This window comes from Bacillus sp. HU-1818, assembly GCF_022695965.1.
Taxonomy (GTDB): domain Bacteria; phylum Bacillota; class Bacilli; order Bacillales; family Bacillaceae; genus Bacillus; species Bacillus atrophaeus.
On the sequence record NZ_JAAPBE010000002.1, the window covers coordinates 410,010 to 425,095 of the forward strand.

The window sequence follows — 15,086 nt, forward strand, 5'->3', positions numbered from 1 at the left end:
CCGAGGGGGTTATGTATGTAATGGCGGGTATCTTTGTAGGGGAACTGCTCACCTTAAGCATGATGGCATTTGCGCTGGGTATGGATGCTTTTTCAGTCGGTCTCGGGATGGGCATGATCAAACTTAGAAAACAGCAAATTTTTCATATCGGGCTGATCATCGGCCTCTTTCACGTCATCATGCCGCTCGTTGGAATGGCGACGGGCAGGTTCTTATCCGGTGCTCTGGGCGTGCTGGCTATCTATATCGGAGGCGCCCTGCTGTTAATGCTGGGAATCCAGATGATGCTGGCATCTTTTAAGCAGTCGGAAGAACGGCTGATTTCACCTGAGGGGCCGGGATTATTGATATTTGCAATCGGTGTCAGTCTCGACAGTTTTTCAGTCGGTCTGAGCCTGGGGATATATGGATCGAAACCGATCGTGACCATTACGCTGTTTGGCTTGTTCAGCATGGTTCTGACATGGGTTGGGCTGCTGGTCGGAAAAAAAGTGCAGTCATGGCTCGGCTCCTACAGTGAAGCGCTTGGGGGAGCGATATTAATCGGATTTGGCCTTAAGCTGCTTTTACCAATTTAATATACATAAAAAAAAGAAACGAAATCGCCGTTTCTTTTTTTCTTCATTTATAATAGTAGAATAAGGGGTGACTGAGATGAACATCATATTTGTTTGTACAGGAAACACGTGCCGCAGTCCGATGGCTGAGGCGCTTTTTAAATCAATTGCAGAAAAAAAGGGTCTGGATGTCACCGTCCGTTCAGCCGGCGTCTTCGCTTCGCCAAACGGAAAAGCATCACCCTATGCGATAGAGGCGCTGTTTGAAAAACACATAGCGCTCAATCACGTGTCCTCACAGTTAACGGAAGAAAATGTGGGAGCGGCTGATCTCATTTTGACGATGACCAATCAGCACAAACAACTGATCATCAATCAATTCGGTTCACACAGTGACAAAGTATTTACCATTAAAGAGTATGCGGCGGGTGTTGACGAAGATGTAACGGACCCTTTCGGAGGAACACTTGAAGTTTATCGGCGGACAAGAGATGAGCTGGAAGATTTATTGAATCTCCTGGCTGAACAATTGCAGAAAAACAAAGACAGATAATTTGTCAGAAAATCTGCAAACAAGTCATTTGCAAAACCTCCGTGAAAGAGTAGAATAAAGGCAATATCACACGCTGGGAGGAAAAGCTGATGAAAGTAGCCATAGCATCAGATCATGGCGGCGTTCAAATTCGAACTGAAATTATAAATCTAATGCAAGAAATGCAAATTGATTATATTGATATGGGATGTGACTGCGGCAGCGGATCAGTCGATTACCCGGATTATGCTTTTCCGGTAGCGGAAAAAGTTGTAAACGGTGAAGTTGACAGAGGCATCCTGATTTGCGGTACGGGGATTGGAATGAGCATCTCCGCCAACAAGGTCAAAGGCATCCGCTGTGCTTTGGCGCACGATACATTCAGTGCGAAAGCGACGAGAGAACATAATGATACAAATGTACTCGCCATGGGGGAGCGTGTTATCGGCCCTGGCTTAGCGCGCGACATTGCGAAAGTTTGGCTTACGACTGAATTTACCGCAGGACGCCATCAGACTCGGATCGGCAAAATCTCAGATTACGAAGAGAAAAACCTGTAGGGGTGCAGCTTAATGAGTGAGATGAAGCAAACATGGACGGCGATGCTCTCTGAATTTCAGGAAAAAGCAATGCTGAAAAAGAATCAGCTTCTTGTGCTGGGCTGCAGTACAAGCGAAGTGGCGGGCAGGCATATCGGCACCTCCGGAAGCGAAGGCATTGCTGAGGATATTTACAGCGGCCTTTATGAGCTTCAGCAAAACACGGGAATCCGCCTCGCTTTTCAATGCTGTGAGCATTTAAACAGAGCGCTTGTAGTGGAAGAGGAAACGGCTGAGCTGTACAGGCTTCCCGCTGTTTCTGCCGTGCCCGTTCCGAAAGCCGGCGGAGCAATGGCTTCCTATGCCTTTAAACAGATGGCATCTCCAGTCTTGGTGGAAACCATTCAAGCTGATGCCGGAATAGACGTCGGCGACACATTCATCGGCATGCATCTCAAGCCTGTGGCCGTACCCATTCGCATCTCGAAAAACCAGCTCGGCGCAGCTCATGTGACACTGGCGCGTTCAAGACCGAAGCTGATCGGCGGTGTTCGGGCCGTTTATGAATGTGAATAACACGAAGTGTTTCACAATTCTAAAAATGGTCGGGTTTCGAACTATAATAAGGATTTGAAGTAATAATATTCGGTTTTGCCAGAAATAAATTGTGTTTTTTCAAAATAATCTTTTACATTCACCTGAAAAACCATGTACAATAGTGGTGGCAAAACATAAAGAAATGGAAACGGATAGGAGAGGATCTCGCTGATGAAACATTTACCTGCGCAAGATGAACAAGTTTTTAGCGCTATTAAAGATGAGCGTAAACGTCAACAGACAAAGATCGAATTGATTGCTTCTGAAAACTTTGTAAGTGAAGCAGTAATGGAAGCACAAGGATCTGTCTTAACTAATAAATATGCGGAAGGCTATCCAGGCAAACGCTACTACGGAGGCTGTGAGCACGTAGATGTCGTTGAGGACATTGCACGTGACCGCGCGAAAGAGATCTTTGGAGCGGAACACGTAAATGTTCAGCCGCATTCAGGCGCACAAGCAAACATGGCTGTTTACTTCACGATTTTGGAGCATGGCGATACTGTACTTGGGATGAACCTCTCCCATGGCGGTCATTTAACTCACGGAAGCCCTGTGAACTTCAGCGGCGTTCAATACAACTTTGTAGAGTACGGTGTAGATAAAGAAACTCAATACATTGATTACGAAGATGTACGCCAAAAAGCTCTTGAGCATAAGCCTAAACTTATCGTAGCCGGTGCGAGCGCTTATCCTCGCACGATCGACTTTAAGAAATTCCGTGAGATCGCAGATGAAGTCGGCGCTTACGTGATGGTAGACATGGCTCACATCGCAGGACTTGTAGCTGCAGGCCTTCATCCGAACCCGGTTCCTTACGCTGATTTCGTAACGACAACGACTCATAAAACACTTCGCGGACCTCGCGGAGGAATGATCCTATGCCGCGAAGAGTTCGGCAAAAAGATTGATAAGTCGATCTTCCCGGGAATCCAAGGCGGACCGCTTATGCACGTTATTGCTGCGAAAGCCGTTTCTTTCGGTGAAGTATTAAAAGACGATTTCAAAACATACGCTGAAAACGTCATCTCTAACGCAAAGCGTCTTGCTGATTCATTAAATAAAGAAGGCGTGCAATTGGTATCGGGCGGAACTGACAACCACTTGGTGCTTGTTGATCTTCGTTCCCTTGGCCTAACCGGTAAGGTTGCGGAGCATGTGCTTGACGAAATCGGCATTACATCAAATAAAAACGCGATTCCGTATGATCCGGAAAAACCTTTCGTAACAAGCGGTATCCGTCTTGGAACAGCAGCTGTAACAAGCCGCGGTTTTGACGGAGAAGCATTGGATGAAGTCGGAGCCATCATCGCGCTTGCATTGAAAAACCACGAAGATGAAGGAAAACTGGAAGAAGCAAGACAGCGCGTCTCCGCTTTGACAGAAAAATTCCCTCTATATAAAGAGTTAGACTACTAAAATGCAAAAACCCGCCGGCAATGAGCCGGACGGGTTTTTTTACGATGTTCTTGAAACTCGCTGTCTTTTTTTGTAGAATCAATAGAAGTGTGAAATTGTCACTCGGGACAATAAAAAAGGAGCTGAAACACAGCATGGGAAAGGTTTATGTATTTGATCATCCTTTAATTCAGCATAAGCTGACATATATTCGAAACGTAGAGACTGGCACAAAGGATTTCAGAGAGCTTGTGGATGAAGTTGCCACTCTTATGGCCTTTGAAATTACACGTGATCTTCCTCTTCAGGAAGTGGACGTTAGAACACCGGTTCAAGCTGCAAGATCGAACGTCATCGCAGGGAAAAAGCTTGGAATCGTCCCTATACTGAGAGCTGGGCTTGGAATGGTTGACGGTATATTGAAGCTTATTCCTGCCGCAAAAGTGGGACATGTCGGTTTATACCGCGATCCAGAAACCTTAAAACCTGTTGAATACTATGTGAAGCTTCCTTCAGATGTGGAAGAGCGTGAGTTTATCGTTGTTGACCCGATGCTTGCCACAGGAGGTTCTGCCGTAGAAGCAATCAACAGCCTCAAAAAGCGCGGGGCGAAAAATCTTCGCTTTATGTGTCTGGTTGCAGCGCCTGAGGGTGTTGAAGAATTGCAAAAGCATCATTCGGATGTGGACATTTACATAGCCGCCCTTGATGAAAAATTGAACGAAAAAGGATACATTGTCCCTGGTCTAGGTGATGCGGGAGACAGAATGTTCGGAACGAAGTAATGAAAGGAAACCCAAATGGGTTTTCTTTTTTTTATCCATTTTTTTGATATTCGGGTAGCTCTTATACATTTATAGGTGAAATTGTGAACATTCTGTGTAGGCTGTTGTTATAAAAAGTTTTTTAACTTTAAACAGATTGACACATGTTGGGGGCTATTGTATGCTAAACGAGGGTATTATGAGAAGGTTTTCATAGCTTTCATTATAGTATTCGTCCTCAATATAAATCCTCCTAGAAACCCTTGTTAATGAGGATTTATAAAAGCGAACGAAACAGCATCCTTGCAAGACTTCAGGTCATGCTGGCGGATGAATGATTTTTTCGAACAGGACCGTTTTTTCCGAGCGGAAAAGGGTCTTCTACTAGGGTTAACCGCTGATATTGCCGTATCCAAGATACACATTACTTTTCATCAGGAGACAGATAGTCGATGGACGATCCAAATCTTACATTCAGCAGACAACGAAAATATCTATTCATCATGTTAGCAGTCTATGTACTGGGTTACGGTTTTACAGCATATAAAACCATATTCTTAGGCTTGATTCTCGGGACTGGTTTCAGTTTGTTTAACCTTTGGCTTCTCATCAGAAGAATGAATGCTTTTGATAAAGCCGTCGCAAAAGGAAAGACCATACGATCTCTTGGGAGCGCAGCGCGGTGGTGCAATGCGATTCTCGCTGTGGCCATTGCTTACAAGTATCCCCAAAATGTTCATATGGCAAGCGTAATTATTGGATTAATGACGATTTACCCTGTCATTATGATAGATTCCTTTATCCAGCTTAAACGTTCATCAATGGAAGAGAGGTGAAAACCCTTTGAATCATGAATACAGAACTTATGAGTTTCTCGGTTTAACTTTCAATTTAACAAACGTTCTTATGATTACTGTGGCGAGTGTGATCGTGTTTTTAATCGCTTTGCTTACGACACGCGCGCTTTCAATCCGGCCAGGAAAAGCCCAGAATTTTATGGAATGGATTGTTGATTTTGTCCGTAATATTATTGGCAGTACAATGGATTTGAAAACAGGAGCTAACTTCTTGGCCCTCGGTGTCACTTTGCTGATGTACATATTTGTATCAAATATGCTGGGGCTGCCGTTCTCTGTTACAATCGGACACGAGTTATGGTGGAAATCACCGACAGCAGATCCGGCCATTACACTGACTCTTGCCGTTATGGTTGTTTCATTAACCCATTATTATGGGGTTAAGATGAAGGGATTAAAGGAATACAGCAAGGATTACTTAAGACCGGTTCCGCTTTTATTCCCGATGAAGATTATTGAAGAGTTTGCAAACACGCTGACTCTCGGCTTGCGTCTTTACGGTAACATTTTTGCCGGTGAAATACTTCTCGGACTGCTTGCGAGTATGGCAACGAGCTTCTACTCGAACAGTGTGTTGCTCGGCTTGGTTGGAACAATCGGAGCGATTATTCCAATGCTTGCATGGCAGGCGTTCAGCTTGTTCATTGGTGCCATTCAGGCGTTTATCTTCACGATGCTGACAATGGTATACATGTCTCACAAAATTAGTCACGATCACTAAAACATTATATCCAAATGGATAACATTTTAAAGGAGGAACTTTTTCATGAATTTAATAGCAGCTGCGATTGCAATTGGTTTAGGCGCACTTGGTGCAGGTATTGGTAACGGTTTGATTGTTTCACGTACGGTAGAGGGAATTGCCCGTCAGCCGGAAGCAGGTAAAGAACTTAGAACTCTTATGTTCATGGGTATCGCTTTAGTTGAAGCCCTTCCTATTATCGCTGTCGTTATCGCATTCTTAGCGTTCTTTGGCTAAGCATGAAAGCCTTATATGAACTAAAAATGGCGAAGATCATTCCAAGAGAACCTTCGCCATTGCTTTATGTCTGATAAGCGCCGACTGGCTGCCGTCAGCAAAGAAAAACCTGCAGAAGGGAGTTGCCGTAGTAGATGTCTCAATTACCACTTGTGTTAGGAGCCGGTATTTCGTTTAACGGCGGAGATATCCTGTTCCAACTGATCGCAATGTTAATTCTATTAGCGCTCTTAAAGAAATTCGCTTTAGGGCCGCTTTTAAACATAATGAAACAACGTGAAGACCATATTGCGGGAGAAATTACGTCCGCTGAACAAAAAAATGAAGAAGCGAAGCAGCTTATTGATGAGCAGCGCGTTCTTCTAAAAGAAGCGAGACAAGAATCCCAAACGCTAATCGAAAATGCGAAGAAACTTGGAGAGCAGCAGAAAGAAGCCATTATTTTGGCTGCCCGCGAAGAATCTGAGCGTTTGAAAGAAGCAGCAAGAACGGAGATCGTAAAAGAAAAAGAACAAGCGGTCGCCGCTCTTCGTGAGCAAGTCGCGTCACTTTCTGTCATGATTGCATCGAAAGTCATTGAAAAAGAACTTGACGAACAAGCTCAAGACCAATTGATTCAGGATTATCTTAAAGAGGTAGGAGAAAGCCGATGAGTGGATCTGCTGTCTCTAAACGCTATGCATCAGCTCTTTTCGACATTGCGCTTGAGTCCTCTCAAATCAATGAAATAGAAGAAGAGCTTAAAGTTGTAAAAGAAGTGTTCCAAAACGAAAAAGAATTAAATGATGTATTAAACCATCCGAAAGTGCCGGCTGCGAAGAAAAAAGAGCTGATTCAAAATGCTTTTGGTTCTGTCGCCCAGCCTGTGCTGCATACAATCTTTCTTCTGATTGACCGTCACCGGACTTCGATTGTGCCTGATCTCACAGACGAGTTTGTGAAGCTGGCGAACAAGGTCCGCCAGACTGAAGATGCGATTGTATACTCGGTAAAACCGCTGACAGATGCGGAAACTGCATCATTATCTCAAGTATTTGCAAAAAAAGCCGGAGTCGCTTCACTCAGAATCAGAAATGAAGTGCAGACGGATTTAATAGGCGGCGTAAAAGTCCGCATTGGAAACCGGATTTTTGACGGCAGTGTAAGCGGAAAGCTTGAACGCATTGAACGTCAACTTGCCGGTGAAATTCGATAGAAGGGGTGAAACCTAAGTGAGCATCAAAGCTGAAGAGATTAGCACGCTGATAAAGCAGCAAATTCAAAATTATCAATCTGAGATTGAAGTTCATGACGTAGGTACTGTCATCCAAATCGGTGACGGTATTGCCCGCGTACATGGCCTTGACAATTGTATGGCCGGTGAACTTGTCGAATTTTCAAACGGTGTTTTGGGAATGGCTCAGAACCTTGAAGAATCAAACGTAGGTATCGTTATCTTAGGACCTTACACAGAAATCCGTGAAGGAGATGAGGTCAAAAGAACGGGCCGCATCATGGAAGTTCCGGTAGGGGAAGAATTAATCGGACGTATTGTGAATCCATTAGGACAGCCTGTTGACGGACTTGGTCCGATTTTAACAAGCAAGACTCGTCCGATTGAAAGCCAGGCTCCTGGTGTAATGGATCGTAAATCCGTTCATGAACCGCTTCAAACCGGTATTAAAGCGATAGATGCTCTTATTCCGATCGGCCGCGGCCAGCGTGAGCTTATCATTGGAGACCGCCAAACAGGTAAAACATCTGTAGCGATTGATACGATTTTAAATCAAAAAGATCAAGACATGATCTGTGTGTATGTTGCGATCGGACAAAAAGAATCAACAGTCCGCGGCGTTGTAGAAACATTGCGTAAACACGGCGCTCTTGATTATACAATCGTTGTAACGGCTTCTGCGTCACAGCCGGCTCCGCTTCTGTACCTCGCACCGTATGCAGGGGTTACAATGGGAGAAGAGTTCATGTATAACGGCAAGCACGTTTTGGTTGTATATGATGATCTTTCTAAACAAGCGGCTGCTTACCGTGAGCTGTCCTTGCTTCTTCGCCGTCCTCCGGGCCGTGAAGCGTTCCCTGGAGATGTATTCTATCTTCATTCACGTCTGCTTGAACGTGCAGCGAAGCTTAGTGACGCGAAAGGCGCGGGTTCAATTACAGCTTTGCCATTCGTAGAAACGCAAGCCGGAGATATTTCAGCTTACATTCCTACGAACGTTATTTCTATTACAGACGGACAAATCTTCCTGCAATCCGATTTGTTCTTCTCGGGTGTTCGCCCGGCAATCAACGCCGGATTGTCTGTATCACGTGTCGGCGGTTCAGCTCAAATCAAAGCGATGAAAAAGGTTGCAGGTACATTGCGTCTTGATCTAGCTTCTTATCGTGAGCTGGAAGCATTCGCTCAATTCGGATCAGACCTTGATCAAGCGACTCAGGCTAAACTGAACCGCGGCGCGCGTACAGTTGAAGTTCTGAAGCAGGATCTAAACAAACCGCTTCCGGTTGAGAAGCAGGTTGCAATTCTTTATGCGCTCACAAAAGGGTATCTTGATGATATTCCTGTAGCGGATATCCGCCGTTTTGAAGAAGAGTACTACATGTACCTTGATCAAAACCATAAAGAACTGCTTAACGGCATTTCCCAAACAGGAAATCTTCCGGCAGATGAAGAATTCTCTGCCGCAATCGAAGGTTTCAAACGTACATTCGCACCAAGCAACTAACAGGCATGTTTATGAGAGAAAAAGGTTCTCTTTTTCTCTCTTTTTACGCAGATGAAGAAAAAAGGTGGTGAAATCTTTGGCCTCATTACGCGATATAAAGTCAAGGATCACGTCAACGAAAAAAACAAGCCAGATTACAAAAGCCATGCAAATGGTATCTGCTGCAAAGTTGAATCGTGCTGAAAACAATGCAAAATCGTTTGTTCCTTATATGGATAAGATCCAGGAGGTTGTTTCAAACGTTGGGCAGGGATCCGGAAGTGTAAATCATCCGATGCTTGTCAGCAGAGAAGTGAAGCGGACTGCGTATTTGGTCATCACATCTGACCGGGGACTCGCAGGAGCATTTAACAGCTCTGTTTTGCGTAACGCATACCAGGCGATTCAAGAGCGCCATCAGTCAAAGGATGAATATACGGTTATCGTGATCGGAAGAGTAGGCCGCGATTTCTTTAAGAACCGCGGAGTTCCGATTATTTCTGAATTAACCGGACTTGGTGATGAAGTCACATTCACTGAAATTAAAGATTTGGCGCGTCAAACGGTGCAAATGTTTATTGATGAAGCATTTGATGAACTGCATTTGTTCTACAACCATTATGTCAGTGCGATTTCCCAAGAAGTGACGGAGAAAAAGCTTTTGCCGTTAACTGATTTAGGCGGCGGAGGCAAAAGAACGGCTTCATACGAATTTGAACCGTCTGAAGAGGAGATTCTGGAGGTTTTGCTTCCTCAATATGCAGAAAGCTTAATTTTCGGAGCGCTTCTTGACAGTAAAGCAAGTGAGCATGCTGCGAGAATGACGGCGATGAAAAGCGCGACTGATAATGCGAAGGATCTTATTGATTCGCTTTCACTGTCATATAACCGTGCACGCCAAGCAGCCATCACTCAAGAGATTACGGAAATTGTCGGCGGTGCATCTGCCTTAGAATAGAGATTTTGTCAGGAGGGATAGCGATGAAGAAAGGACGCGTTAGCCAAGTAATGGGACCTGTCGTTGACGTACGTTTTGAAGACGGTCACTTACCTGAAATATATAATGCGATTAAAGTTTCACAACCAGCAACAGGTGAAAATGAAGTAGGCATCGATTTAACGCTAGAGGTCGCACTTCATTTAGGCGACGATACTGTACGTACGATTGCGATGGCATCTACAGACGGTATTCAGCGCGGAATGGAAGCGGTGGACCAAGGTTCTCCTATTTCAGTGCCGGTTGGTAATGTAACATTGGGACGTGTATTTAACGTACTCGGAGAAAATATTGATTTGAATGAACCGCTTGCGGCAAACACGGAGAAAGATCCGATTCACAGACAAGCTCCGTCATTTGATCAGCTTTCTACAGAAGTGGAAATCCTTGAAACAGGTATTAAAGTTGTTGATTTGCTTGCTCCTTATATTAAGGGCGGTAAGATCGGATTGTTCGGTGGAGCCGGTGTAGGTAAAACCGTATTGATCCAGGAATTGATCAACAACATCGCGCAAGAGCACGGCGGTATCTCTGTATTCGCCGGTGTCGGAGAGCGTACTCGTGAAGGAAACGACCTTTTCTACGAGATGAGCGATTCTGGCGTTATTAATAAAACAGCCATGGTATTCGGACAAATGAACGAACCGCCTGGCGCACGTATGCGTGTTGCACTTACAGGTCTTACAATGGCAGAGCACTTCCGTGATGTCCAAGGACAGGACGTATTGTTCTTTATTGATAACATCTACCGCTTTACACAAGCAGGTTCTGAAGTATCAGCCCTTCTCGGCCGTATGCCGTCAGCGGTTGGTTACCAGCCTACGCTTGCAACAGAAATGGGTCAGCTTCAAGAGCGGATCACGTCTACAAATGTTGGATCGGTTACATCTATCCAGGCGATCTACGTGCCTGCCGATGACTACACTGACCCGGCGCCTGCAACGACGTTCGCCCACTTGGATGCGACAACGAACCTTGAGCGTAAGTTAACTGAAATGGGTATCTACCCTGCGGTGGATCCGTTGGCTTCTACATCACGCGCCCTTGCTCCTGAAATTGTCGGAGAAGAGCATTATGCGGTTGCCCGTGAAGTGCAATCAACGCTTCAGCGTTACAAAGAGCTTCAGGATATCATTGCGATCCTCGGTATGGATGAATTGAGTGACGAAGACAAGCTTGTCGTTCAGCGCGCACGCCGCATTCAATTCTTCCTATCTCAAAACTTCCACGTGGCTGAACAGTTCACAGGGCAGAAAGGATCTTACGTGCCTGTTAAAGAAACCGTACAAGGTTTTAAAGAAATTTTAGCAGGTAAGTACGACCACCTTCCTGAAGATGCGTTCCGTCTTGTCGGACGTATTGAAGAAGTCATTGAGAAAGCGAAAGAAATGGGTGTAGAAGTTTAATCTGGTCCTAGGAGGGTAAAAGCATGAAGACCGTTAAAGTCAATATCGTTACTCCCGACGGCCCAGTGTATGATGCGGATATTGAAATGGTGAGTGTAAGAGCGGAGAGCGGAGAGCTCGGTATTTTACCCGGACATATTCCGACTGTCGCTCCGCTTAAAATCGGCGCTGTCCGTTTGAAAAAAGACGGTCAGACTGAATTGGTTGCTGTCAGCGGCGGATTTGTTGAAGTCCGTCCGGATCATGTTACCATTCTTGCTCAATCTGCGGAGACAGCGGAAGGTATCGACACAGAGCGTGCCCAGGCTGCGAAACAGCGGGCACAAGACCGTTTGAATACACGATCAGATGATACTGACATTCGTCGGGCTGAGCTTGCTTTACAGCGAGCCTTGAACAGATTGGATGTTGTAGGGAAATAAACGAAAAAATCCTTCTCAGTTTGAGAAGGATTTTTTTCTATCGTATCAGAGAGTCAAATAAAGCAAGCAGCGGTTGATGTTCTTTTTTACGCAAATATAAGTTCTCACAGCAATTGGCTGTGTGCCATGTTTTGTTCCCTCTTCTGTATCCCATTGTGTACGCGCCGTCTGTATACGGATATGGGGCTACAACCCATTCCGCGTCGTGATGATGCTTAATGGCGCAATCTATGATGTAAATGCTGATCATTTTTTCGAATTCTTCAATTGGAAGCTCCCAATCAGCGAGCAGCAGCTCTTGTATACTTTGAAAATAGAGATGTTCCAGCTCTTCAAGGCTTTCTCTTGTATAAGTCAGAGAAATGTTATGAAACTGACACAATTCACTCAGTTCTTCAAGCTGTGACTGTCTATAATCGTAGTAGAATGCGATTGCTTCCCACTCCTGCTCAAATGTCGGCAGGCCTTCACCGTATTGCTTTTCCGGCTGAAAAAAGGAATGATTCACATTATCAGCTCCTCTCGGGAGACATTATATCATGCACAAGAACCGCCGGATAAGCGGTGATTACTCCTAGATATGGATAAAAATTCTGACAGAACATTCTGAAATGATAAAAGTTATCATCTTTATCTCTGCTTCCTATATAATAAGAAAGGATATACGGAGTGCGGAAATGAATGAAAGGAGATGGGAAACGATGGGCGCATTGGGTCAGCAGGCCGCCATCAGCATTTTGACACATTTGCTGTTTATTGCGATTACTTGGTGGGCGCTGCAAGCCGTTAATTTTGATCCGATGATCCGAAAAGGGAAAGTGGTTCAGGCCAGACTTCTGATCATTCTTCTGACGATTGCGATCGGAACGACAGTCGGCAACTTCTTTTTAGATTATCTCAATTACTCAAAACAGCTGCCATACCTTTTTTAATGGTTTTGAATGTCGAAATACCGGGTATAAATGGAGAGTGCTCTCCTGATTTTCCGCGAGTTTTGACGAGTTTTTCCACGTATGCCGCTCCTTATCTCCGGTAACAATGGAGGATAAGGGGAGAGATGCGAAATGAAGAAAAAACAAGTGATTCACGCCATTATTTTATCCGTTTTTTTAAGCTTTATGATTGCAGTATTTCACTCGATTCAAGCCAGCGAGTTAAGCCCGCTTGCCCAAATCGCCGAGGGTTTGACACGCCATGATGTATCAGTTGACGAATGGACATTGCATGCGAAAAAAAATATGGCGCTGTCTGAAAAAGAATTTTATAAAAAAGTGCAACATTTAAAAACCCAATACCGTCAATATCATTGGGAACTGGCAAAGGAAGAGCAAATTGTAAAGGCTGTTGGCACATATACTGACCAAAAAAATAACACAACTTTTAAACTGCAGCTTGTTACTACCCTCAAAAACTTCAACCCGACATCGTATTTACTATATGAGCAAAAGAGTCTTGATACACCGGAAAGCTGGAATGATACATATGAACAGTTTGAACGGCAGGCACTCGACATATTCCAAGAAAAAGTATTTATTTTCACTTGTCTTAAGGGTCATTTAGATGGTAAGATGAATATTGTTTTGCAAAAAAATGCAAATCAATTAGTTAAGGAATTTAAAGCAAAACCTGTTGAACATGTAGTTGAGCCAAATTTCGTCTCTATTTCTGCATACACCGATGAGTGGAATGATTCCATCATGACACCAGAACACAAAATGAATTTGCAAGTTGCACTTAGAAGTGCGGGAATGGGCGAAAAACATACCGTTACGGTTGGCACACCAATCGTTACGACTGAATATTAATATAGAGAATATTGGGACGCGGAGGGGAATACCTTGGAAAAAATCATCGTCCGCGGCGGTCAAAAGCTAAACGGCACAGTTAAAGTTGAAGGAGCAAAAAATGCCGTTTTACCTGTTATCGCTGCATCTTTGTTAGCAAGTGAAGAAAAAAGCGTAATTTGTGATGTACCTACGCTCTCCGATGTATATACAATTAATGAAGTGTTGCGTCATTTAGGAGCAGATGTGCATTTTGAAAATAATGAAGTCACTGTGAATGCTTCATACGCTTTACAAACTGAAGCACCTTTTGAATATGTGCGTAAAATGCGAGCATCTGTGCTTGTCATGGGTCCGCTTCTTGCGCGTACAGGTCATTCAAGAGTAGCGCTGCCCGGCGGATGCGCGATTGGTTCAAGACCGATAGATCAGCATCTAAAAGGCTTTGAAGCAATGGGCGCTAAAATCAAAGTAGGCAATGGCTTTATTGAAGCTGAAGTAGAAGGCCGTCTGCAAGGCGCAAAAATCTATCTTGATTTCCCAAGTGTGGGAGCGACAGAAAACTTGATTATGGCAGCCGCTTTAGCCAAAGGAACCACAACGCTTGAAAACGTGGCAAAAGAGCCTGAAATCGTTGACTTAGCGAACTACATCAACGCCATGGGCGGCAAAATCCGCGGAGCTGGCACCGGCACCATCAAAATTGAAGGGGTCGACAAGCTTCACGGCGTGAAACATCATATTATTCCTGATCGTATTGAAGCCGGAACCTTTATGGTTGCAGCTGCAATCACAGAAGGAAATGTTTTGGTAAAAGGAGCAGTTCCTGAGCACCTTACTTCTTTAATTGCAAAAATGGAAGAGATGGGTGTGAAAATTCAGGATGAAGGAGAAGGCCTGCGTGTTATCGGTCCGGCTAAGCTGAAACCGATTGACATTAAGACAATGCCTCACCCTGGATTCCCGACGGATATGCAGTCGCAAATGATGGCGCTGCTGCTTCGTGCCAACGGAACAAGCATGATTACGGAAACTGTTTTTGAAAACCGTTTTATGCATGCTGAAGAATTCCGCCGTATGAATGGTGATATTAAAATTGAAGGACGTTCTGTAATTATTAACGGTCCTGTTCAGCTTCAAGGAGCTGAAGTTGCCGCTACTGACTTGCGTGCGGGTGCAGCTTTAATTCTTGCGGGGTTAGTGGCTGAAGGCCATACTCGTGTAACTGAATTGAAACATTTGGATCGCGGCTATGTAAACTTCCACCAAAAGCTTGCAGGTATTGGAGCGGATATCGAACGTGTAACGGACGAATCAGCCGCTGAACAAGAAAGCCAAGAAGCAGTATCGGACTTAAATGCATAAATGATCAGAGTCAGTATGTCAGCAGTGGCATACTGGCTTTTTTATTCTTTTATAAAATGAGTTTATTATCATCATTATGCACAAATGCTGAAAAAAGAATACATGAAAACTATAAAAACAAATAAAGTTCATGTCCAAAAGGAGAGTCATATTAGCTTGTCCCTGCCCATAAGATGAAGTAGAGTCGAAT

19 protein-coding genes are annotated in these 15,086 nt (G+C 44.4%); 18 read left to right on the forward strand and 1 reads right to left on the reverse strand.

The window, feature by feature from the left end:
* The first annotated feature begins 20 nt into the window (after positions 1 to 20).
* From GXP75_RS07410 to GXP75_RS07480, 15 genes are all read left to right on the forward strand, one after another.
* Positions 21 to 578 (forward strand): manganese efflux pump MntP, encoded by a 558-nt coding sequence (locus GXP75_RS07410; protein ID WP_242556489.1) that lies wholly within the window; start codon positions 21 to 23, stop codon positions 576 to 578.
* A gap of 76 nt (positions 579 to 654) precedes the next feature.
* Entirely contained in the window at positions 655 to 1,110 is a 456-nt protein-coding gene (locus GXP75_RS07415; RefSeq protein WP_214916099.1) for a low molecular weight protein arginine phosphatase, read from the forward strand.
* A gap of 89 nt (positions 1,111 to 1,199) precedes the next feature.
* Entirely contained in the window at positions 1,200 to 1,649 is a 450-nt protein-coding gene (gene rpiB, locus GXP75_RS07420; RefSeq protein ID WP_003326546.1) for a ribose 5-phosphate isomerase B, read from the forward strand.
* Between the two features lie 12 nt (positions 1,650 to 1,661).
* Positions 1,662 to 2,204, forward strand: a complete 543-nt coding sequence (locus GXP75_RS07425) for a TIGR01440 family protein (protein ID WP_106044659.1) — start codon at positions 1,662 to 1,664, stop codon at positions 2,202 to 2,204.
* 192 nt (positions 2,205 to 2,396) lie between these two features.
* Positions 2,397 to 3,644 (forward strand): serine hydroxymethyltransferase, encoded by a 1,248-nt coding sequence (gene glyA, locus GXP75_RS07430; RefSeq protein WP_003326549.1) that lies wholly within the window; start codon positions 2,397 to 2,399, stop codon positions 3,642 to 3,644.
* Positions 3,645 to 3,778: 134 nt separating this feature from the next.
* The gene (upp, locus tag GXP75_RS07435; protein ID WP_003326550.1) at positions 3,779 to 4,408 is read left to right on the forward strand and encodes a uracil phosphoribosyltransferase; all 630 of its coding nucleotides are present in this window, start codon (positions 3,779 to 3,781) and stop codon (positions 4,406 to 4,408) included.
* 431 nt (positions 4,409 to 4,839) lie between these two features.
* Complete coding sequence (gene atpI, locus GXP75_RS07440; protein WP_003326551.1) at positions 4,840 to 5,223, forward strand: ATP synthase subunit I; 384 nt, start codon at positions 4,840 to 4,842, stop codon at positions 5,221 to 5,223.
* A 7-nt stretch (positions 5,224 to 5,230) separates the two neighbouring features.
* Positions 5,231 to 5,965 (forward strand): F0F1 ATP synthase subunit A, encoded by a 735-nt coding sequence (gene atpB / locus GXP75_RS07445; RefSeq protein ID WP_010790202.1) that lies wholly within the window; start codon positions 5,231 to 5,233, stop codon positions 5,963 to 5,965.
* Between the two features lie 45 nt (positions 5,966 to 6,010).
* The gene (gene atpE / locus GXP75_RS07450) at positions 6,011 to 6,223 is read left to right on the forward strand and encodes a F0F1 ATP synthase subunit C (RefSeq protein WP_003151167.1); all 213 of its coding nucleotides are present in this window, start codon (positions 6,011 to 6,013) and stop codon (positions 6,221 to 6,223) included.
* A gap of 134 nt (positions 6,224 to 6,357) precedes the next feature.
* Complete coding sequence (atpF, locus tag GXP75_RS07455) at positions 6,358 to 6,876, forward strand: F0F1 ATP synthase subunit B (RefSeq protein ID WP_061570923.1); 519 nt, start codon at positions 6,358 to 6,360, stop codon at positions 6,874 to 6,876.
* Positions 6,873 to 7,418 carry a F0F1 ATP synthase subunit delta gene (locus tag GXP75_RS07460; RefSeq protein ID WP_150224625.1) on the forward strand — a complete coding sequence of 182 codons (546 nt, stop codon included), beginning with the start codon at positions 6,873 to 6,875 and terminating at the stop codon, positions 7,416 to 7,418. The genes atpF and GXP75_RS07460 overlap by 4 nt, the downstream gene beginning before the upstream one ends.
* Before the next feature lie 16 nt (positions 7,419 to 7,434).
* Positions 7,435 to 8,943: a F0F1 ATP synthase subunit alpha gene (gene atpA, locus GXP75_RS07465; protein WP_003326555.1), complete on the forward strand. Its 1,509-nt coding sequence runs from the start codon at positions 7,435 to 7,437 to the stop codon at positions 8,941 to 8,943.
* A 76-nt stretch (positions 8,944 to 9,019) separates the two neighbouring features.
* The gene (gene atpG / locus GXP75_RS07470) at positions 9,020 to 9,880 is read left to right on the forward strand and encodes an ATP synthase F1 subunit gamma (protein ID WP_003326556.1); all 861 of its coding nucleotides are present in this window, start codon (positions 9,020 to 9,022) and stop codon (positions 9,878 to 9,880) included.
* Between the two features lie 23 nt (positions 9,881 to 9,903).
* Complete coding sequence (gene atpD, locus GXP75_RS07475; RefSeq protein ID WP_003326557.1) at positions 9,904 to 11,325, forward strand: F0F1 ATP synthase subunit beta; 1,422 nt, start codon at positions 9,904 to 9,906, stop codon at positions 11,323 to 11,325.
* A gap of 23 nt (positions 11,326 to 11,348) precedes the next feature.
* Positions 11,349 to 11,747 carry a F0F1 ATP synthase subunit epsilon gene (locus GXP75_RS07480; RefSeq protein ID WP_003326558.1) on the forward strand — a complete coding sequence of 133 codons (399 nt, stop codon included), beginning with the start codon at positions 11,349 to 11,351 and terminating at the stop codon, positions 11,745 to 11,747.
* Positions 11,748 to 11,784: 37 nt separating this feature from the next.
* On the opposite strand, the gene GXP75_RS07485 is transcribed toward GXP75_RS07480, so the two are convergent.
* Positions 11,785 to 12,255: a hypothetical protein gene (locus GXP75_RS07485; protein WP_061570921.1), complete on the reverse strand. Its 471-nt coding sequence runs from the start codon at positions 12,253 to 12,255 to the stop codon at positions 11,785 to 11,787.
* A 193-nt stretch (positions 12,256 to 12,448) separates the two neighbouring features.
* On the opposite strand from GXP75_RS07485, the gene GXP75_RS07490 reads away from it, so the two are divergent.
* The 3 genes from GXP75_RS07490 (at position 12,449) to murA (ending at position 14,896) form a co-directional block, all read left to right on the forward strand.
* On the forward strand, positions 12,449 to 12,679 hold the full coding sequence (locus GXP75_RS07490; RefSeq protein ID WP_003326561.1) for a DUF1146 family protein: 231 nt from the start codon (positions 12,449 to 12,451) through the stop codon (positions 12,677 to 12,679).
* 132 nt (positions 12,680 to 12,811) lie between these two features.
* Positions 12,812 to 13,552 carry a YwmB family TATA-box binding protein gene (locus GXP75_RS07495; protein ID WP_214916105.1) on the forward strand — a complete coding sequence of 247 codons (741 nt, stop codon included), beginning with the start codon at positions 12,812 to 12,814 and terminating at the stop codon, positions 13,550 to 13,552.
* Positions 13,553 to 13,585: 33 nt separating this feature from the next.
* Positions 13,586 to 14,896 (forward strand): UDP-N-acetylglucosamine 1-carboxyvinyltransferase, encoded by a 1,311-nt coding sequence (gene murA / locus GXP75_RS07500; RefSeq protein WP_003326563.1) that lies wholly within the window; start codon positions 13,586 to 13,588, stop codon positions 14,894 to 14,896.
* The last annotated feature ends 190 nt before the right edge of the window (positions 14,897 to 15,086 follow it).